Source organism: Kribbella voronezhensis, from assembly GCF_004365175.1.
GTDB classification, from domain to species: domain Bacteria; phylum Actinomycetota; class Actinomycetes; order Propionibacteriales; family Kribbellaceae; genus Kribbella; species Kribbella voronezhensis.
Map to the genome: position 1 here is coordinate 1,915,357 of NZ_SOCE01000001.1, position 18,011 is coordinate 1,933,367.

General features: G+C 68.6%; 19 protein-coding genes and 1 tRNA gene. 7 read left to right on the plus strand and 13 right to left on the minus strand.

The window, feature by feature from the left end:
- The first annotated feature begins 178 nt into the window (after positions 1-178).
- Positions 179-1,807 (plus strand): substrate-binding domain-containing protein, encoded by a 1,629-nt coding sequence (locus EV138_RS08540; protein ID WP_238158019.1) that lies wholly within the window; start codon positions 179-181, stop codon positions 1,805-1,807.
- Positions 1,808-1,858: 51 nt separating this feature from the next.
- Positions 1,859-1,940, plus strand: a tRNA-Leu gene (locus tag EV138_RS08545).
- Between the two features lie 641 nt (positions 1,941-2,581).
- On the opposite strand, the gene EV138_RS08555 is transcribed toward EV138_RS08545, so the two are convergent.
- The 4 genes from EV138_RS08555 to EV138_RS08570 are packed head-to-tail and all read right to left on the minus strand — an operon-like array spanning position 2,582 to position 5,321.
- On the minus strand, positions 2,582-3,166 hold the full coding sequence (locus tag EV138_RS08555; protein ID WP_133977859.1) for a hypothetical protein: 585 nt from the start codon (positions 3,164-3,166) through the stop codon (positions 2,582-2,584).
- 1 nt (position 3,167) lies between these two features.
- Positions 3,168-3,773: an RdgB/HAM1 family non-canonical purine NTP pyrophosphatase gene (gene rdgB / locus EV138_RS08560; protein ID WP_133977860.1), complete on the minus strand. Its 606-nt coding sequence runs from the start codon at positions 3,771-3,773 to the stop codon at positions 3,168-3,170.
- Positions 3,770-4,486 (minus strand): ribonuclease PH, encoded by a 717-nt coding sequence (gene rph, locus EV138_RS08565; RefSeq protein WP_112249137.1) that lies wholly within the window; start codon positions 4,484-4,486, stop codon positions 3,770-3,772. Before rph ends, rdgB begins: the two co-directional genes overlap by 4 nt.
- Positions 4,487-4,496: 10 nt before the next feature.
- Positions 4,497-5,321, minus strand: a complete 825-nt coding sequence (locus EV138_RS08570; RefSeq protein WP_133977861.1) for an SGNH/GDSL hydrolase family protein — start codon at positions 5,319-5,321, stop codon at positions 4,497-4,499.
- Between the two features lie 147 nt (positions 5,322-5,468).
- Here EV138_RS08570 and EV138_RS08575 point away from each other — a divergent pair, with 147 nt between their 5' ends.
- Positions 5,469-6,644 (plus strand): Gfo/Idh/MocA family protein, encoded by a 1,176-nt coding sequence (locus tag EV138_RS08575; RefSeq protein WP_133977862.1) that lies wholly within the window; start codon positions 5,469-5,471, stop codon positions 6,642-6,644.
- Here the strand turns inward: EV138_RS08575 and EV138_RS08580 are convergent.
- From EV138_RS08580 to murI, 3 genes are all read right to left on the minus strand, one after another.
- Positions 6,641-7,471: an alpha/beta fold hydrolase gene (locus EV138_RS08580; RefSeq protein ID WP_133977863.1), complete on the minus strand. Its 831-nt coding sequence runs from the start codon at positions 7,469-7,471 to the stop codon at positions 6,641-6,643. The two genes, EV138_RS08575 and EV138_RS08580, sit on opposite strands and share 4 nt — an antisense overlap.
- Positions 7,471-8,217, minus strand: a complete 747-nt coding sequence (locus EV138_RS08585) for an MBL fold metallo-hydrolase (protein ID WP_133977864.1) — start codon at positions 8,215-8,217, stop codon at positions 7,471-7,473. The genes EV138_RS08580 and EV138_RS08585 overlap by 1 nt, the downstream gene beginning before the upstream one ends.
- 118 nt (positions 8,218-8,335) lie before the next feature.
- Positions 8,336-9,139, minus strand: coding sequence for a glutamate racemase (gene murI, locus EV138_RS08590; protein ID WP_133977865.1), 804 nt, complete (start codon positions 9,137-9,139; stop codon positions 8,336-8,338).
- Between the two features lie 180 nt (positions 9,140-9,319).
- On the opposite strand from murI, the gene EV138_RS08595 reads away from it, so the two are divergent.
- Both EV138_RS08595 and EV138_RS08600 read left to right on the plus strand, forming a co-directional pair.
- Entirely contained in the window at positions 9,320-9,691 is a 372-nt protein-coding gene (locus EV138_RS08595) for a J domain-containing protein (protein WP_133977866.1), read from the plus strand.
- Positions 9,692-9,777: 86 nt separating this feature from the next.
- Positions 9,778-12,006 (plus strand): ATP-binding cassette domain-containing protein, encoded by a 2,229-nt coding sequence (locus EV138_RS08600; protein ID WP_133977867.1) that lies wholly within the window; start codon positions 9,778-9,780, stop codon positions 12,004-12,006.
- A 2-nt stretch (positions 12,007-12,008) separates the two neighbouring features.
- Here the strand turns inward: EV138_RS08600 and EV138_RS08605 are convergent, their stop codons facing one another.
- The 4 genes from EV138_RS08605 to EV138_RS08620 all read right to left on the minus strand — a co-directional run bounded on the left by EV138_RS08605 (position 12,009) and on the right by EV138_RS08620 (position 14,733).
- Positions 12,009-12,956 (minus strand): PLP-dependent cysteine synthase family protein, encoded by a 948-nt coding sequence (locus EV138_RS08605; RefSeq protein ID WP_133977868.1) that lies wholly within the window; start codon positions 12,954-12,956, stop codon positions 12,009-12,011.
- A gap of 2 nt (positions 12,957-12,958) precedes the next feature.
- Positions 12,959-13,237, minus strand: coding sequence for a MoaD/ThiS family protein (locus EV138_RS08610; protein WP_133977869.1), 279 nt, complete (start codon positions 13,235-13,237; stop codon positions 12,959-12,961).
- Between the two features lies 1 nt (position 13,238).
- Positions 13,239-13,688 (minus strand): M67 family metallopeptidase, encoded by a 450-nt coding sequence (locus tag EV138_RS08615; protein ID WP_133977870.1) that lies wholly within the window; start codon positions 13,686-13,688, stop codon positions 13,239-13,241.
- 67 nt (positions 13,689-13,755) lie between these two features.
- Complete coding sequence (locus EV138_RS08620; RefSeq protein WP_133977871.1) at positions 13,756-14,733, minus strand: aldo/keto reductase; 978 nt, start codon at positions 14,731-14,733, stop codon at positions 13,756-13,758.
- Positions 14,734-14,840: 107 nt separating this feature from the next.
- Between EV138_RS08620 and EV138_RS08625 the strand changes: the two genes are divergently transcribed.
- Positions 14,841-15,776 (plus strand): hypothetical protein, encoded by a 936-nt coding sequence (locus EV138_RS08625; RefSeq protein WP_133977872.1) that lies wholly within the window; start codon positions 14,841-14,843, stop codon positions 15,774-15,776.
- Here the strand turns inward: EV138_RS08625 and EV138_RS08630 are convergent, their stop codons facing one another.
- Together EV138_RS08630 and clpS are read right to left on the minus strand one after the other, a co-directional pair.
- Positions 15,777-16,328, minus strand: a complete 552-nt coding sequence (locus EV138_RS08630) for a DUF2017 domain-containing protein (RefSeq protein ID WP_133977873.1) — start codon at positions 16,326-16,328, stop codon at positions 15,777-15,779.
- On the minus strand, positions 16,325-16,612 hold the full coding sequence (gene clpS / locus EV138_RS08635) for an ATP-dependent Clp protease adapter ClpS (protein WP_133977874.1): 288 nt from the start codon (positions 16,610-16,612) through the stop codon (positions 16,325-16,327). Before clpS ends, EV138_RS08630 begins: the two co-directional genes overlap by 4 nt.
- A gap of 106 nt (positions 16,613-16,718) precedes the next feature.
- Between clpS and EV138_RS08640 the strand changes: the two genes are divergently transcribed.
- A complete protein-coding gene (locus EV138_RS08640) occupies positions 16,719-18,008 on the plus strand; it encodes a nicotinate phosphoribosyltransferase (protein WP_238158409.1) in 1,290 nt (429 codons plus the stop codon).
- The last annotated feature ends 3 nt before the right edge of the window (positions 18,009-18,011 follow it).

Consider the following 18,011-nt stretch of genomic DNA (forward strand, 5'->3'; position numbering starts at 1 on the left):
GGGCTCCGCAGGGACGAGTAGTACTGCATCCCCATCCGGCGTTCAGTTGCAACCCTGCGTCCATGCCGTGAAGCCGGCCCGTGATCTTCGCCCTGACCAGTGCAAAGCGGGTAATCTGCGCCCGCAGTCTGCCTCTGGGAGGGAGGGACCTGCCGCGATGGGAAAACACTCCTCTGCGGTGACGAAAAGTAACAACAACCGTCGTCCGGTTTATCTGACCGCCGTCGGCCTACTGGTGCTGTCTTTGGGCGCCGTGTTTGTGGTCCGCTCCTTCGGATCGGAATCGGGTGCCGACGGGTTCCTGGGCGGTGGGTCGTGCGACGACCCGACCCAGATCCAGTTGCACACCACGCCCGAGATCCAGCCCCAACTGGAGGCAGCGGCCAAGTCGCTGGCCGCCAAGAAGGACAAGGACGCGCCCTGTCTGCAGTTCACGATCAGCCCGGTCAAGTCTTCGGTCGATGCGCGGACCATCGCCAACAAGGGTGACAGCACGCCCGACCTGTGGGTACCGGACTCGTCCGCATGGATCCCCCAGGCCGACGACGGCGACTCCATCCCGACCATCGTGGTCCCGTCCATCGCCACCTCACCTCTGGTCCTGGTCGGACGGAACGAGAACTTCGCCAACATCTCGTCCTGGCTGGGCGCCTTCGGGACCACCAAGCCGGCCCTGCTCGACCCGGGCAGTGAGTCGGCCGGCCTGCTCGCCTTGCTGGCAGTCGGTTCCGAACGGTCCAAGACGTCGGCCACCGACAGTCTGGTGTCCTCCGTGATGGTCCCGCTCGCCCAGCGGCTGGGTTCGATGGCCAAACCGTTCACCGACGTCGACGGCGTGTTCGGCCGGGCTGCCGCGGAGAACAGCCAGGTCGTCGTACCGGCCTCGGAGCAGGCGTTCGTCAAGTACCAGGATGAGCACCCGGACGCCGAACTGAAGGCCGTCGTACCGCAGACCGGGACGCTGGTGTTCGACTACCCGATCGCGGTGACCAGCAAGGCCGACAACAACCAGGTCATCACCGAGGCGGCCAAGTCGCTCGCCGCGGAGATGCTGACGGATGCGGCCGACCAGGCCCGGGACGACGCCGGCTTCCGTGACGGGCTGCTCAGCCCGCTCACCGGCGGCCGGGGTGTCGGCGACATCATCCAGCTCACCAAGCCGACGCCCAGCGCGGTCGACAAGGCACTGCTGGACTGGACCCGGCTGTCGCTGACGGCGCACTCGCTGGCCGTGATCGACGTGTCCGGCTCGATGAACGAGAAGGTCGGCGACAAGACCCGGATGCAGCTCACCATCGCTGCCGCCCAACAGGGTCTCGGGCTGTTCCCGGACAACGCGGCGCTCGGGTTGTGGACGTTCTCGACCAACATCGGCCCGTCGCATGCCGCCTATCGGCAACTGGTCCCGATCCGGAAGCTGAACAAGGCGCAACGGAACACGATCATCGCCACCCTGCAGCAGCAGAAGGCGATTCCCAACGGTGGCACCGGACTGTACGAGACGGCGATCGCCGCGGTCCGCGCCGTGAAGGAGAACTTCGACTCCAGTGCCGTCAACGCCGTCATGATCTTCACCGACGGCAAGAACGACGATCCGAACGGACTGACCCTGACCCAGGCGATCCGCCAACTGGAGAGCCTGCGCGACCCGGCCCGCCCGGTCCGGATCATCGCGCTCGGCATGGGGCCTGACGTGGACGGCAACGAGCTCGGCCAGCTGGCCGCGGCCACCGGCGGTCTCAGCTACGTTGCCCGCAACCCCGGCGACCTGCAAGGCGTGTTCATCAACGCGCTGCAGAGTCGCTGAGCGATCTCGCAGACCTGCTCCCTAAGATGTCTTGGGGAGCAGGTCTCCCGAGCCAGAGTGGTGGAATGGCAGACACGCCGGCTTTAGGTGCCGGTGCCCTTTGGGTGTGAGGGTTCGAGTCCCTCCTCTGGCACCTTCGTCGTACTGCGGGGAGATTTCCCCACGCGGGCTCCTCCGTCGCCCGCTCCCGCCCACCCCTGGTCGCGGCTCCTCCGTCGCCGCTCGAAAGCACTTCGACAGACGGCTCCTGGTCCTGAGCAACCAAGGACACCCACGCAACTCCTGCGTCGTTGCTCCCGCCCACCCGTGGTCGCCGGCTCCTCCGTCGCCTGCTTGAAGCGCTCGGCGTCGAGGTCTGCACAGCATCTGACAACTCTTTGCGCGGAGTCCTCATCGCAGATGCCCTCTGCACACAGCAGTTCGGTCACAGTCACCACCGCTTGAGCACTGGGCGCCGCCTTCGAAGGCGCACCTACATCTCCGCGACGAAAGAGCCGCGACCACGCGCACGTGAGAGCAGCGGCGAACGAGCCGCGCGGCGCGCAACAGTCGCGGCGATCGGGTGTTCGGCACCGGCTGCTCGACGACCTTGCCCTCGATCAGGCGGCCGACGCGGACCACTTCGCCGCTCCGGGAAGCCAGTGAGTTGGCGCGGTTGCTCGCGCTCGGATACGAGCCGGATGAGACGGCGCGCCTACACCTGAGCGGCGACGAAGGAGCCGCGACCAGGGGCGGGCGGGAGCGGCGACGGAGGAGCCGCGTGGGGATGTCCGATCAGAGGGTCTCGAGGTACGCCGTACCGCGCGGGCTCAGTTCGTAGCCGACTTCGAGGCTGTAGGTCAGGCCCAGGTTCTTGAGTTTGCGGACGTCGAGTTTGAAGCCTGCTGTGTCGCGGCCTACCTCGGCGGCGAGGTCGCCGGCGCGGATGTGGGGTTTGGCCTGGATCTGGCGGAGGGTCGCGGTGGTCCAGGCGCCGTGGCGGCTGAGTTCGTCGAGCTTGGCCAGCCGGGCGCGGAGGTCCTCGAGATCGGACGGCGAGAGATCCGCTGAGGCGGCCAGTTCTTCGCGCGGGTCCGGGCCTTCGACGAGGTGGAAGCGGATCAGGAAGGTCGGCCAGTCCTCGTTGCCACGGAGCCGGCGGCGGACGTCCTTGGCGTTGCCGCGGTCGGCGGCGATCACGTCGGGGTCGTTGTCGGCGAGCAGGTCGGGGTTGATCTGGCTGACGCTGTCGATCTCGATCCGGCCGGCGTTGGTCCGGTACACGCGGCCGGCCACCACCCGCGGCTCGGCCCAGCGCCGGTACGCCGAGGTGATGCGTCCCTCGGCGACTCCGTCTCGATCCGGTCCGGCGAACAACATCTCAGGCTCCCAGTGCTTTGGCGACGATCGGGGCCAGCGCCCGCAGCGCCTTGCCCCGGTGACTGATGGCGTCCTTCTCCTCGATCGACAGCTCGGCCGTGGTCCGGTCGTAGCCCTCGGCCTGGAACAGCACGTCGTACCCGAAACCGCCGGTACCGCGCAGTTCGCGGATCACCGAGCCGCGCATCTCGCCGCGAACGATCTCGTCCTCGGCACCCGGCCGGCAGAACGCGATGGCCGCGACGAAGGAGGCGCCGCGGCGTTCGTCCGGGACATCTTCCAGCTGCCCGAGGAGCAGGAGGTTGTTCGCGTGGTTGTCCTTCAACGGACCGGACCAGCGGGCCGACAGTACGCCGGGCATCCCGTTCAGCGCGTCGACGCAGATTCCGCTGTCGTCGGCGATCGACGGCAGCCCGGTCGCAGCGAGTGCGGCGTGCGCCTTGAGCAGAGCGTTGCCCTCGAACGTCGGCTCCGTCTCGGGCGGTTCCTCGTACGGCGTGACGTCGGCGAGCCCGAGCACCTCGATGCCGGGCACGATCGGGGTGAGGATGCGGCGCAACTCCTCGAGCTTCTTCTGGTTGTTCGATGCCAGTAGCACCTTGCTCACGCGAGCGCCTCCTGCTGCAGCTTGGTGAGCTCGGCGCACCCGGCCGAACCGAGCTCGAGCAACGCGTCGAGTTCGGCGCGATCGAACGGCGCGCCTTCGGCCGTACCCTGCACCTCGATGAACTTGCCGTCGCCGGTGAGCACCAGGTTCATGTCGGTCTCGGCCCGGACGTCCTCTTCGTAGCAGAGGTCGAGCATCGGGGCGCCGTCGATGATCCCGACGGACACCGCGGAGACCGAGCCCGTCAACGGTTCGCCCTTCAGCGCCTTGCGGTCGCGCAGGAACGACACGGCGTCCGCGAGCGCGACGTACGCGCCGGTGATCGCCGCCGTCCGGGTGCCGCCGTCGGCCTGCAGTACGTCGCAGTCGAGCAGGATCGTGTTCTCACCGAGCGCCTTGTAGTCGATCACGGCGCGCAGGGACCGGCCGATCAGCCGGGAGATCTCGTGCGTACGGCCGCCGATCCGGCCCTTCACCGACTCACGGTCCGAGCGGGTGTTGGTCGACCGCGGCAGCATCGCGTACTCCGCGCTCACCCAGCCCAGCCCCGAACCCTTGCGCCAGCGCGGTACACCCTCGGTGACGCTGGCCGCACACAGCACCCGGGTCTTGCCGAACTCGACCAGCACCGACCCCTCGGCATGGTCGAGCCACTTCCGGGTCAGGGTCACCGGCCGGAGCTGATCAGGTGTACGTCCATCGATACGAGCCATGCCCGAAACCCTAAGCCTGAACCTCCTGTACCTCCGCATCGGCGGCGGGACGGACGTGGGTGAGGGCCATGTGGGCGGCCCAGGGGGCCAGATCTCGGGCGCGGCGAGCCAGCCAAGGGGTGCCTTCTCGGAGCATCCACAGGGTGTCTGCCCACTTGGACGGCGTATCCCCGGCGCAGTCCAGGGCGGGCGGCACAGCGATCCGTACGCCGTGGCGCTGCAACTCATCGGCGAAGGCACGTGCCAGTCGCCGGTGCCCGCGTTCGCCGGGATGCAGGCGATCAACGCTCCAGAAGTCGCGCCGGTAGACCTCGGGGTAGCCGGCCATGTCGATCCGAATCCCGCCGAACCGGGCGAAGAGTTCGTCGTACGCCAGATTCACCTGCTCGATCCGCTGCCACAACGGCCGCCGCAGCCACGAAGGCAGGCCGAACACCTGACCGTGATCGTGGAAGCGGACCGTCAGCAGCAGCGCACCGCGCGTCGTCAACTGCTCCCCGCAGTACTGCAGGCAGTCGCGGATCTCACGGGCATCGAAGGTCGAGCGGAGCGTGTCGTTGATCCCGACGATCACTGAGGCAACGTCGATCGGACCGGAGCCGCTCGCTGGGAGTTGCTCCGCGGCGACCATCGGTGCGGTGGCACCGCTGGTGGCGAAGTTGGCGAACGTCACACGGTGGGAGCTGCCCAGGGAGTCGGCGAGCAGCGAGGCCCAGCCTCGCCACCCCTCCCCCGGGCGCGCGCCGGCACCGGAAAGATCGGTCGTACTGCCGTTCATCGGGTCTCCGACGCCCACGGTCGTCGAGTCGCCCAGTGCCACATAGTGGAGGCTCACGTTCCGCCATGGTGACGGGCCAGAACAAGGGATGGGCGCAGCTCAGATGGCCGGTTGGTGGACGCCACCTGATGAGCCGGGTGTTGAAGAGCGCAACTGTCCAGACATAGGCTTAAACAAACACCTACGTGCAGGAGTTGCCTGATTATGACTGATCTTCGGTTCGGCGTGGTGGGACTCGGTGCCCGCAGCGGGATCGCCCGGCATGCGCACCAGCCCGGCCAGGGCTCGGCGATCGTCGCCGTCTGCGACCCGGTCGGCGCCCAGCAGCAGGCCGCCCTCGACAGCTACCCCGAGGCGAAGGCGTACGGCGACCACAAGGAACTGCTCGACCTCAACCTCGACGGCGTCTTCCTGACCACGCCCGACGACCTCCACGAGGATCCAGCGATCGACTTCCTCCAGGCCGGCGTCGCCGTGTTCGTGGAGAAGCCGTTGGCGATCACCACGGCCGGGTGCGACCGGGTGCTGCAGGCGGCGTACGACAGCGGCTCGCGCCTGTACGTCGGGCACAACATGCGCCACATGCCCGTCGTACAGACGATGCGGGAGCTGATCCAGTCGGGCGCGATCGGTGAGGTGAAGACGATCTGGTGCCGGCACTTCGTCGGGCACGGCGGCGACTTCTACTTCAAGGACTGGCACGCCGACCGGCGCCGGACCACCAGCCTGCTGTTGCAGAAGGGTGCCCACGACATCGATGTGATGCACTGGCTGGCCGATGGTTACACGACCAGGGCGAACGCGCTCGGCGGACTGGTCCTGTACGGCGGGATCGAGGACCGCCAGGATCGCTCGGGCCAGCGGTTCGCCGACTTCGTCTCCGAGGACAACTGGCCACCCTTGGAGCAGAAGGGTCTCGCGCCGGTGCTGGACGTCGAGGACCTGTCGATGGCGAATCTCCAACTGGACAACGGGGTTTTCCTCACCTACCAGCAGTGCCACTTCACCCCGGACTACTGGCGCAACTACACGGTGATCGGCACGGCCGGGCGGCTGGAGAACTTCGGCGACGGTCCGGGCGGTGTCGTGAAGGTGTGGAACAGCCGACGGTCCGGTTACCGCGAGGACGCCGACATCGTGGTCGAGATCCCGAGCGCGGACGGCGGGCACGCGGGCGCGGATCCTCGCCTGGTGGCGGAATTCGTCAACTTCGTTCGCGACGGCGGCACGACCATCACCTCGCCGATCGCGGCCCGCGCGGCCGTTGCCGCCGGCCACGCCGCCACCACGTCCCTGCGCTCCAACGGCGCTCCGGTCGACATCCCGGCACTGGACCCGGCACTGATCGAGTACTTCGACCGTGGCCAGTCCCGGCCCTAGCTGATCAGCTCGGTAAGGACTGCTCGTACGGCGTCCGGTCGCTCGCGGTAGAGCGAGTGGCCGGCGCCTTCGATCAGCCGGAACTCGTGCTGGGCAACGTGCCCGGCCAGTTCCCGTACTGCGCTTGCCGGGCGCGGGTCGCCGTCGCCGTGCACGAACCACACCGGCGCGGTGACGGCAGCCGCAGTACGAGCGCGGTCTTCGTCGGACCAGGCGTTGGTCTCGGCGTTGATCGCGCGATTGGCCGCGAAGTTGATCGGATACGGAGCGGCCGCATCCTCCAGGGCCCATCCCCAGGCACGCTCACGATCGGCGTGATCGGTGAACCAGGACAGCGCGCGGAACTCCGTTTCCTCTTCCTGCGTTCGCTTTCTGCCGACCAGTTGCTCGAGCCGCGCGGCCTGTGAGGGCGTCATCCGGCGCAGTTGCTCCGCCTCGGCCTGAGCCAGCCAGTCACCCGCCCCGGCGCCGCCGAGGTAGCCGACCCGCAGAACGCTGTCCGGGTACGCCGCCGCGTAGGTCAGCGCCAGCGTGGCGCCGAACGAGTGGCCGATGACAACGATCTTCTCGTGACCCCAATGCAGCCGCAGTTCCTCGATGTCGTCCTGCAGCCGCCGCATCGACTGATCGTCCGACGGGCCGGAACCACCGCAGCCCCGCTGATCGAACCGATGCACGACTGTCCGGTCGTCGATCAACCTCGCGATCGGCTCCAGGTAGTCCCACAGGCCGGGGCCGCCGTGCAGAAGAACGACAGGCGGCGCGGCGGACGGCGTACCGGTTGTCATTGTGCGCAGGCGTACGCCGTCCGACAGCTCGACGTCCATCAGATCTCGAAGACGGCGTTCGGCGTCGCGACCAGGACCTCGCCCGGGAAGGTGCGGCGAGCACCTTCCGCCTGGACCAAGCGGTTGAACCAGGGTGGGACATGGGTGATGACGAGCCGCTTCACTCCCGCGCGCTTGGCGTGCTCGCCGGCGTCGGCGGGAGTGAGGTGGAGGTCGACCGGATTGTTCGGGTCGTCGTCCTTGAGGGCAGCCTCCGACAGCAGCAGATCGGCACCGCGGGCGAACTCGATCAGTGCGTCGTTCGGCCCGGTGTCGCCGGTGAAGACGAGGGCTTTGTTGCCGTGTTCAACCCTGATCGAGTACGCCGGCACCGGGTGGACCGCCGATATCGTGCGGACGGTGAAGGGGCCGATCTGCTGGATCTCCTGCCAGACGTGGAATTCCAGCTCCTCCTCCATCCCCGGATCCTCGGGAAGGTCGTAGGCAAGCGCCATCCGGGCGGCCGTGCCGGGCGGGCCGAAGACCGGGATGCGGGGGAACGGCGAGGCAGGCGAGTACTTCGCCGAGACGTAGAGCCCGCACAGATCCATGCAGTGGTCGGGATGCAGGTGGGACAGGCCGATCGCGCCGATCTCGGGCACGCTCAGATGCCGTTGCAGTGCGCCCAATGCGCCGCTGCCCAGGTCGAGCACGAGCTGGAATCCGTCCGCACTGACCAGATAGCTCGAGGCGGGCGAGTCCGGTCCGGGGACTGACCCGGAGCAGCCGAGCACGGTGAGCTTCATACCTTGAACATTACCGGCGGGTTGACCGCTTCGCAGACGACATCAGGGCGTACCGGTGCCGTGGACAACAGAACGGGCAGCCGCCGATGCGAGCTGCATCACACCCACCTCCGCGTGTCTACCGAACCCAGGCGAACTGGTCGACCCCGGACAGCACCGGACCGAGGAACCGCGAGCCGATCGCCGCGAACTCGGCCGGATTGCCGGTGGTCACGAACCGGTGCTGCGGGGCGGGCAACGTGCCGTCCCGTAACAGCCCGCTCTTCGTGAGGACGCCGTACACGTCCTTCGCGCACTCCTCGGCGCTGCTCACCAGGCTGACCTCGTCGCCCATCACGTACGAGATGACGCCGGTCAGCAACGGGTAGTGGGTGCAACCGAGGATGAGTGTGTCGACGCCGGCCTCGACCAGCGGATCGAGATACTCGTGGGCCGCCGCGAGCAGCTCCGGGCCGGAGGTCACCCCGGCCTCGACGAAGTCCACGAAACTCGGGCACGCCTGGGTGAGCAGGTCCACCTGCGGCGCGGCCGCGAACGCATCCTCGTAAGCGAGTGAGGACGCCGTGGCACGGGTGCAGATCACGCCGACGTGATTGTTGCGGGTGGCAGCGACCGCGCGACGGGCCGCCGGCAGGATCACCTCCACCACCGGTACGTCGTACCGCTCGCGGGCGTCGCGGAGCATCGCGGCGCTGGCCGAGTTGCAGGCGATCACGAGCATCTTCACGCCGCCCTCGACCAGGTGGTCCAGGCACTCCAGCGCGTACTCCCGGACCTCGGCGATCGGCTTCGGACCGTACGGCTGGCGGGCCGTGTCGCCCAGGTAGAGGATCGGCTCGTGCGGCAACTGGTCGAGCACCGCGCGTGCCACGGTCAGCCCGCCGAAGCCGGAGTCGAAGATGCCGATCGGTGCGTCTGCCACAGCTCGAACCCTAGCCGGGACCGCCGACAGGTCCGGCAGCGGGCAACCGAGTTGGTGAGGCTAACCTGAGAACGGAAACGACACGCCGGAGTTGTCCACATCTTTACTCCCAGGAATTGCATTGTGACGTGACCCAGGCCACTCTTAACGGATGTGTTTCCAACCGCCCCTTGCGATGCCATGAATTTGGCAGTCCAGTTCGCGGTGGCTTTGAGTTCCACCGCCGCACCGAATCCGCAACCGAGCACCAACGCCGCGGCCGCAGGGCACGCCGCCGGCCAGGCCGCGGAAACGACCTCGGGCAGTACCGCGGCAGACATCGGCTCGGCCCTCGGGCCGACCGGGATGCTGCTCCTGCTCGCGATCGCCGTCTTTGCCGTCTACGTCATCTCGCTCTCGCTGCACCCGAACGCCAAGTGCGGGCGCTGCAACGGGGCCGGACGGCACAAAGGCACCATCTTCACCTACGCCCAACGCCCCTGCAGCAGCTGCAAGGGCCGCGGCACTCATCCCCGGCTAGGACGAAAGCTGCTGTTCAAACAGTCCACCTGACCCGGTAGCAGTTCCGGCAGGCGCCCCGCCCGGCGCCCGCTCCGGCGCGCCGAATTCTGTCGGCGGCCCTGGGTACGTTGACGGTCATGGGCGTGATCCGGATTGTGCGGGCCAGGGAGAACAACCTCCGCGACGTCTCGATCGAGCTGCCGAAGCAGCAGCTGATCGTGGTCACCGGCGTGTCCGGCTCCGGCAAGTCCTCGCTGGTCTTCGACACGATCGCCGCCGAGGCGCAACGCCAGCTGAACGAGACGTTCACGACCTTCATCCGCAACCGCCTGCCGCAGTACGGCGAGCCCGACGCCGACGCGATCGAGAACCTCTCGCCGGCGATCGTGGTGGCCCAGCGCCGCCTCGGTGGCAACGCGCGGTCCACCGTGGGCACCGTCACCGACATCCACCCGCTGCTCCGGCTGCTCTTCTCCCGGCACGGCGAGCCGCACGTCGGCTATTCGAACCGGTTCTCCTTCAACGATCCGGCCGGGATGTGCCTGACCTGCCAGGGCACCGGCGTGAGCGCCACCCTGGACGAGGACGCCTTCCTCGATCGCGACAGGTCCCTCGACGAAGGCGCCTTCCGGCACCCGAGCTTCGCCGTCGGCCGCTGGTACTGGAAGTACTACGCCGAGTCCGGCCTCTTCGACACCGGCAAGCCGCTCGGCAAGTACTCCGCGCGCGAGTGGGAGACGCTGCGCCGCGGTGCCCGGGCCGACGATCCGCTGCCCGATACCCCGAGCGACTTCGAGGGTGTCATCGACAGGTTCCACCGGTTGTTCCTGCGCAAGGACGTCACGAAGATGTCCGCGGCGAACCGGGCGGTGTTCGAGCGGCTGGTCAGCTCGGGCACCTGTCCGACCTGCCACGGCGGACGGCTGAACGCCGAGGCGCTCGGCTGCCGGATCGACGGCCGCAACATCGCCGAGTTCGCCGCCCTCGACGCCGACGAACTGCTCGAGGTGATCGCGCCGATCGACAGCCCGGTGGCCGCGAGCCTGCGGGACCGGCTCGGCAACCTGGTGACCATCGGGCTCGGCTACCTCAGCCTCGATCGGCAGACCACCACCCTGTCCGGCGGCGAGTCCCAGCGGATCAAGATGGTCCGGCACCTCGGCAGCAGCCTCGGCGACATGCTCTACATCTTCGACGAGCCGACCGCGGGCCTGCATCCCGGCGACGTCGAGCGGTTCGCGGCGCTGCTGCGCAAACTGCGGGACAAGGGCAACACGGTGCTGGTCGTCGAGCACGACCGCGACGTGATCGAGATCGCCGACCATGTCGTGGACGTCGGCCCCGGCGCGGGTCCGTCGGGCGGCGAGATCGTCTACCAGGGCGAGGTTGCCGGACTGCGTACTGCGGACACGGCGACCGGACGGTGCCTGGGCGAGCCCACGAAGCTGAACCGTACGCCGCGGCGGCCGACGGGGGCGCTGACGATCACCGATGCGAGCGCGCACAACCTGCGCGACCTCACCGTGGACATCCCGACCGGCGTGCTGACCGTGGTGACCGGCGTGGCCGGTTCGGGCAAGAGCAGCTTGGTGAACGACGAGTTGACCAAGCAGCATCCGGGTGCGGTGGCGATCGACCAGAGCCAACTGTCCGGCAACCGCCGGTCCACGCCTGCGACGTACACGGGGATCATGGACGAGCTCCGGCGGCTCTTCGCCGAGGCGAACGCCGTCAGCGCGGCGCTGTTCAGCTCCAACTCCGAGGGCGCCTGCCCCAACTGCCGCGGGCTCGGCTTCGTCTACACCGAGCTCGCGTTCATGGACGATCTGAAGTCGCTGTGCGAGGTGTGCGGCGGCAAGCGCTATACACCCGAGGTGCTCGGCTACGAGCTCGACGGCCGGACCATCACCGATGCGCTGGAGCTGACCGTCGGTGAAGCACCCGGCGTGTTCCCGAGCGAGACCGTGGAGCGCGTGCTTGGCGCACTGAACGACGTCGGCCTCGGCTACCTCAAGCTGGGCCAGCCACTGAACACGTTGTCCGGCGGCGAATCCCAGCGGGTGAAGCTGGCCACCGAGCTGCGGACGCCGGCGAAGGTGTACGTGATGGACGAGCCGACGACCGGGCTGCACATGGCCGACGTCGCCCAGCTGCTCGGCATCATCGACCGGCTGGTCGACGACGGCAGCACGGTGATCGCGATCGAGCACAACCTGGACGTGATCGCGAGCGCCGACTGGATCATCGACCTCGGCCCGGGCGCGGGCCACGCCGGCGGCCGTCTCCTGTTCGAAGGCACTCCGGCCGAGCTACTCGACCACGCCGACTCCCGCACCGCCGAACACCTCCGGCGCGCGGTCGCCTGAGCTCAGGCCCAGAGCTGGCCCTCGAGGCGGTCCTCGGCCTCGTCGATGGTGCCTTCGTAGGCGCCGGTGGACAGGTACTTCCAGCCGCCGTCGGCGACGACGAACGCGATGTCCGCGATCTGCCCGTCCCGGACGCACTTGGCCGCCTGGCCGAGGGCGGCGTGCAGGATCGCCCCGGTCGAGATGCCGGCGAAGATGCCCTCGTTGTCGAGCAGCTCGCGGACCCGGCGTACGGCGTCCCGCGGGCCGACCGAGAACCTGGCGTCGATCAGCGACGCGTCGTACAGCTCGGGGACGAAGCCCTCGTCGAGGTTGCGCAGGCCGTAGACGAGCTCGCCGTACCGCGGTTCGGCGGCGACGATCCGGACCCCTGGCTTGTGCTCACGGAAGAACCGGCCGGCGCCCATCAGCGTGCCGGTGGTGCCCAGCCCGGCGACGAAGTGCGTCACCGACGGCAGGTCGGCGAGGATCTCGCGGGCCGTGCCGTCGTAGTGCGCGGCCGCGTTAGAGGGGTTGCCGTACTGGTAGAGCATCACCCAGTCCGGGTGGTCCTCGGCGACCTGCTTGGCCACCCGGACCGCTTCGTTCGACCCGCCCGCGGCCGGCGAGGAGATGATCTCGACGCCCCACATCCGCAGGATCTGCCGGCGTTCCTCGGAAGTGTTCTCCGGCATCACGCAGACCATCCGGTAGCCGCGCAGCTTGGCCGCCATCGCCAGCGAGATCCCGGTGTTGCCGGAGGTGGGCTCGAGGATCGTGTTGCCGGGCCGGAGCCGGCCGTCCTTCTCGGCGTCCAGCAGCATCCGCAGCGCGGCCCGGTCCTTGATCGAGCCGGTCGGGTTGTGGTCCTCCAGCTTGGCCCACAACCGGACGTCGGCCGACGGGGACAGCTTGGGCAGCCCGACCAGCGGCGTACCTCCGACCGAGTCGAGCAGGCTGTCGAAGCGCATACTCAGCCGCCGGCGACAGCCGGCAGTACGACGACCACGTCGCCGTCCTTGACCTCGGTCTTCAGGCCGCCGGTGAAGCGCACGTCCTCGTCGTTGACGTACACGTTGACGAACCGGCGCAACTCCTCCGGCTCACCCTCGACGATGCGCTCCTTCAGCCCAGGGTGGTGGGCGTTCACGTCGTCGATGAACTCGGCCAGCGTGCTGCCGTCGCCGCTGACCGCCTTCTCACCACCGGTGTAGGTGCGCAGAATCGTCGGTACGCGCAACTCGATCGCCATCTCAGATTTCTCCTGTGTTGTAGTCCGCCACGACCTGGATCTCTTCCTCGGTCACTTCGCCGTCGACGATCCGGTAGGACCGGAATTCGACCGGGCCGTCGAACGACGGCTGGTCCGCACCGTCCCTGGTGGAGACCAGGACGTAGTGCGCGTTCGGCTCCTGCGCCAGGTTGATGTCGGTGCGCGAAGGGTAGGCCTCGGTGGCCGTGTGCGAGTGGTAGATCACCACCGGCTCCTCGTCCCGGGAGTCCATCTCCTTGTACAGGCGGAACAGATCGCCGGAGTCGAACTCGTAGAACGTCGGTGACATCGCCGCGTTCAGCATCGGGATGAACCGGGCCGGCCGATCGCTTCCCGCCGGCCCGGCGACCACGCCACACGCCTCGTCCGGGTGGTCCCGGCGGGCATGAGCCACGATCGCGTCGTACGTCGCGGTGTCGATGATGAGCACACCTCAACGGTACGGCGGCCGCCGGACCGACCCGGCCAACGCCGAAGTCGGTCCAGCATGTGGACAACTACCAGCGGTCGTGCACCTGCGGGCGGATCAACTCGTCGTACACAGCCCGTACTGCGGCCAGCTGGTCGCCGGTCAGCGGGGTGAGTTCCGCCGCTCCGACGTTGCCGGCCACCTGCTCGGGGTTGCGGGCGCCGGGGATGACGACGGAGACGCCCGGCTGGTCGATGATCCAGCGCAGGGCGAACTGGGCCATCGTCGCGCCTTCGGGCACCAGCGGCCGGAGCCGGCGGACCGCTTCGAGGCCGGTCTCGAAGTCGACGCCCGAGAAGGTCTCGCCGACGTCGAACGCCTCGCCCTTGCGGTTGTAGTTGCGGTGGTCGTCGGCGCCGAAGGTGGTGTTCTCGTCGTACTTGCCGGACAGCAGCCCGCTGGCCAGCGGGACCCGGGCAATGATGCCGACCCCGGCCTCGGCGGCGGCCGGGAGCACCTCGTCGAGCGGCTTCAACCGGAACGCGTTGAGGATGATCTGGACGCTGGCCACGTTCGGCCGGGCGATCGCGGTGAGCGCCTCCGCGCAGGTCTCCACGCTCACGCCGTACGCCGCGATGCGCTTCTCCTGCACGAGAGTGTCGAGCGCGTCGAAGACGGCGTCGGTGGAGTACACCTCGGTCGGCGGGCAGTGCAGCTGGACCAGGTCGATGGTGTCGACGCCGAGGTTCTCGCGGGACCGGTCGTTCCAGGCGCGGAAGTTGTCCAGGGTGTAGTTCTCGGGCTTCTGCTCCACCCGGCGGCCCATCTTGGACGCGACAGTGAGCCCTTGGTGCTCCTTCAGCAGCTTCCCGACGATCCGCTCACTCCGGCCGTCGCCGTACACGTCCGCGGTGTCGATGAAGGTGACGCCACCGTCCACGGCAGACCGCAGTACGGCGAGTGCCTCGTCCTCCCCCACCTCGCCCCAGTCGGCTCCGAGCTGCCAGGCCCCCAGCCCGACCACGCCGACTTCCCGCCCAGTACGCCCAAGAATCCGCTTCTCCATGGACCACAGACTATGCGCCCGGACGAGCCGTGGATCGGGACGTTCGGCGGCCCGCCTCGGGGCCTAGGGCCCTGAGAAGGTCCTGATCCGGAATCCACCGTGAAAGTATGAGCACTTCGTCGAGTAGCCGGCACGAGCCGCCACGCGGACGCCGTCACCTCGCAGTCGTCGTCGCCGCCGTCGTCACGATCCTCATCGTCATCGGCGGCACCGCCCTGCTGGTCCTGCGGAACCACGATTCCGCACCGGCCGGCCCCGGCACCACGGCGTCACCGACGAGTACGGCACCGTCCGTCTCACCCAGTACGACGCCGCCGACGGTCACCCCGTCGACGCCAACTCCTGACACCACCACGCCGAGCACCACGCCGAGCACGCCGAGCGAACGAGCGAGCGCGCTTCGAGCCCTCACGCCCTTCCTGACAGCCGCGGCGAAGCTCGACCGTCAACTCCAGGAGGCGGCAGCCGCCATCAACGGCGCCGGACCGCCGTGGACCACGATCACGCCGGCCGTCGCGGCCAAGGTCCGGGCCGCCGACCTCAAGCCGGTGGCTCGCCGGATCCCGGCCGGCCTCCCGCCGAGCCTCCAGCAGGCCGTCGTGCTCGTCTACAGCGACCTGTCGTCGCGGCGGCACGCCATCAGCTCGTTCGAGATCGTCGGTCCGTTCCAGCCACCGCTGTCAGCGGGCGAGACGCCGACCCAGGTCGGCCTGCAGCAGATCCGCAACGGGCACGCCGCCGCGGTCCGCTTCGACGGTGATCTCGCCGCGGCCCGGTCGCTCGCGGCGGCGACCCCATCGATCGGCAAATACCCGGCGAGTTCCCGCAAGCACGCCGAAGTCTTGCTGCTCGTGCGGTACGCCGAACTCGCGAACGGCGGATGCGACACCCACGGCGGGGCTGTGCTGACCAGGCTGCCCGTCATCAAGTGGCTGGAGGTCCCGTCGGTAGGAACCTACTGGACCACGAACGGCACGATCAACGGCCTCGAGTTCACCGCGAAGTTCACCGGCAGCTGGCACATCGAGCTACTGGCCTGCTGATCAGCGCATGTTGTGCAGCATGGCCGACTGGAGATAGCCGAGCCAGTCGTACAGGTCGTAGGTCAGGCGGCGCGGGTCGTCCTCGGGGAGTTTTTCCCAGACGGCGTAGTCGTCTTCCTTGATGTCCAGGCGGGTGCCGATCGCCAGCCGGAGGTCGTTGAGGGCGCGGAGCCAGGAGAGCTGGTCTTCGCCTTCGAGGGTGATGCCGTCGTCGGCCGTAGACGACTCCAGGGCCGCGAGCACGCGCTTGGCGTCGCCCGCCTTCGTGTCGCGCAGCCCGCGCTCGGTGAACCGGCGGAACTCGGCCGACGCGTTGTCGTCCGAGGAGTACGCGTCCGGCAGCAGCCGCTGCAGTACGACGTCCTCCGGCGGCGAGGTCGGCCCGTCGTTGTCGAGCAGGGCCGCCAGCGGGTCGCTGGACTCGGTCGCGCGCGGCGGCATCCCGTCGTACAGGAGTTCGACCAGGTTGCGCAGCAGGTTGGCCAGGATGTCGGCCTCGTGCTCGGCGAAGGTGACGATCACGGTCTTCTTGCGCTTACGGAACCTCGTCACGACTTCTCGCAGGTGGCCCACAGGCCGTAGGTGTGCATGGCTTCGACGTCGCGCTCCATCGCCTCGCGGTTGCCGTTCGAGACCACCGACTTGCCCTCCTCGTGCACCTGCATCATCAGCTTCTCCGCCTTGGCCTTGGAGTAGCCGAAGTAGGTCTGGAACACGAACGTGACGTAGTCCATCAGGTTGACCGGGTCGTTCCAGACGATGGTCACCCACGGAGGGCTCAACTCGATCGCCTCGTCGACTTCGGGGCTGTCGAGTTCGCTCGGTGCGGTGGTCACTTACCCATTCTCTCCATCATCGGATCCCGGCTCGCAATAGGCTGCACTTGTGACTAGCACAGGGGACGCGTCCACGGCGCTACTGACGGACCATTACGAGCTGACCATGCTCCAGGCCAGCCTTGCCGACGGTACGGCACATCGCCGCTCGGTCTTCGAGCTGTTCGCGCGCCGCCTGCCGGACGGCCGCCGGTACGGCGTGGTGGCCGGCGTGAACCGGCTGCTGGACGCCCTGGAGCGGTTCCGGTTCGACGAGCAGGCGATCGCGTTCCTGCACGACCGGGCCGTCGTCGACCAGGCTACCTGCGACTGGCTGGCCTCCTACCGGTTCAGCGGCGACATCAGCGGGTACGCCGACGGCGAGATCTTTTTCCCCGGCTCACCGGTGCTGGTGGTGGAGTCCAGCTTCGCCGAGGCGGTGCTGCTGGAGACCGTGTTCCTGTCGATCCTGAACCACGACTCCGCGGTCGCCTCGGCCGCGTCCCGGATGACCTGGTGGGCCGGCGGCCGGCCGTGTATCGAGATGGGTTCGCGCCGCACCCACGAGGAAGCGGCCGTCGCCGCCGCGCTGGCGGCGTACATCGCGGGCTTCGCCACCACCTCCAACCTGGAGGCCGCCCGGCGGTTCGGCATCCCGAGCGCCGGTACGGCGGCGCACTCGTTCACCCTGCTGCACGACTCCGAGCGGGACGCCTTCGTCTCCCAGGTCGATGCCCTCGGCAAGGGAACGACGCTGCTGATCGACACCTTCGACCTGACCGAGGCCGTCAAGACCGCGATCGACATCACCGGGCCCGAGCTCGGGGCGGTCCGGCTCGACTCCGGCGACCTGCCTTCGCTGGCCGGGCAGGTCCGCGAGCAGCTCGACGCGCTCGGCGCGACGAAGACCAGGATCATCGTGACCAGCGACCTGGACGAGTTCCAGATCGCCGCGCTGGCGCCGGCCGCGGTCGACGGGTACGGCGTCGGCACGTCGCTGGTGACCGGCAGCGGCTACCCGACCTGTGGTTTCGTCTACAAACTGGTGGCGCGCGAGGACGCGAGCGGCGAGCTGACCCCGGTGGCGAAGAAGAGCCCGGACAAGATCTCCATCGGCGGCCGCAAGTACGCGTTGCGCCGCCGGTCCGACGCCGGTGTCGCCGAGCTGGAGCTGATCGGCGTCGGGCAGCCCCCGGTCGACGACGGCGACGACCGGGAGCTGCTGAAACCGCTGGTCGAGGGCGGCAAGATCATCGGCCGGACGACGCCGGCCGAGTCGCAGGCGCACCACCTGAAGGTCCGCGACGAACTCCCGCGCAGCGCCAGCCAGCTCAGCCGTGGCGAACCGGCCATCCCGACGGAGTACAGCGGCGACCTGGTCGCCCACAACCCCTTCGCGCCCCGGATCATCAGGTAGCCG

Excerpts from the sequence above, each read along its gene's own strand:
- EV138_RS08555 (WP_133977859.1), bottom strand. The coding sequence starts at position 3,166 with ATGTTGTTCGCCGGACCGGATCGAGACGGAGTCGCCGAGGGACGCATC.
- rph (WP_112249137.1), bottom strand. The coding sequence starts at position 4,486 with ATGGCTCGTATCGATGGACGTACACCTGATCAGCTCCGGCCGGTGACC.
- EV138_RS08575 (WP_133977862.1), top strand. The coding sequence starts at position 5,469 with ATGACTGATCTTCGGTTCGGCGTGGTGGGACTCGGTGCCCGCAGCGGG.
- EV138_RS08580 (WP_133977863.1), bottom strand. The coding sequence starts at position 7,471 with ATGGACGTCGAGCTGTCGGACGGCGTACGCCTGCGCACAATGACAACC.
- EV138_RS08585 (WP_133977864.1), bottom strand. The coding sequence starts at position 8,217 with ATGAAGCTCACCGTGCTCGGCTGCTCCGGGTCAGTCCCCGGACCGGAC.
- EV138_RS08595 (WP_133977866.1), top strand. The coding sequence starts at position 9,320 with ATGAATTTGGCAGTCCAGTTCGCGGTGGCTTTGAGTTCCACCGCCGCA.
- EV138_RS08600 (WP_133977867.1), top strand. The coding sequence starts at position 9,778 with ATGGGCGTGATCCGGATTGTGCGGGCCAGGGAGAACAACCTCCGCGAC.
- EV138_RS08605 (WP_133977868.1), bottom strand. The coding sequence starts at position 12,956 with ATGCGCTTCGACAGCCTGCTCGACTCGGTCGGAGGTACGCCGCTGGTC.
- EV138_RS08610 (WP_133977869.1), bottom strand. The coding sequence starts at position 13,237 with ATGGCGATCGAGTTGCGCGTACCGACGATTCTGCGCACCTACACCGGT.
- EV138_RS08620 (WP_133977871.1), bottom strand. The coding sequence starts at position 14,733 with ATGGAGAAGCGGATTCTTGGGCGTACTGGGCGGGAAGTCGGCGTGGTC.
- EV138_RS08625 (WP_133977872.1), top strand. The coding sequence starts at position 14,841 with ATGAGCACTTCGTCGAGTAGCCGGCACGAGCCGCCACGCGGACGCCGT.
- EV138_RS08640 (WP_238158409.1), top strand. The coding sequence starts at position 16,719 with ATGCTCCAGGCCAGCCTTGCCGACGGTACGGCACATCGCCGCTCGGTC.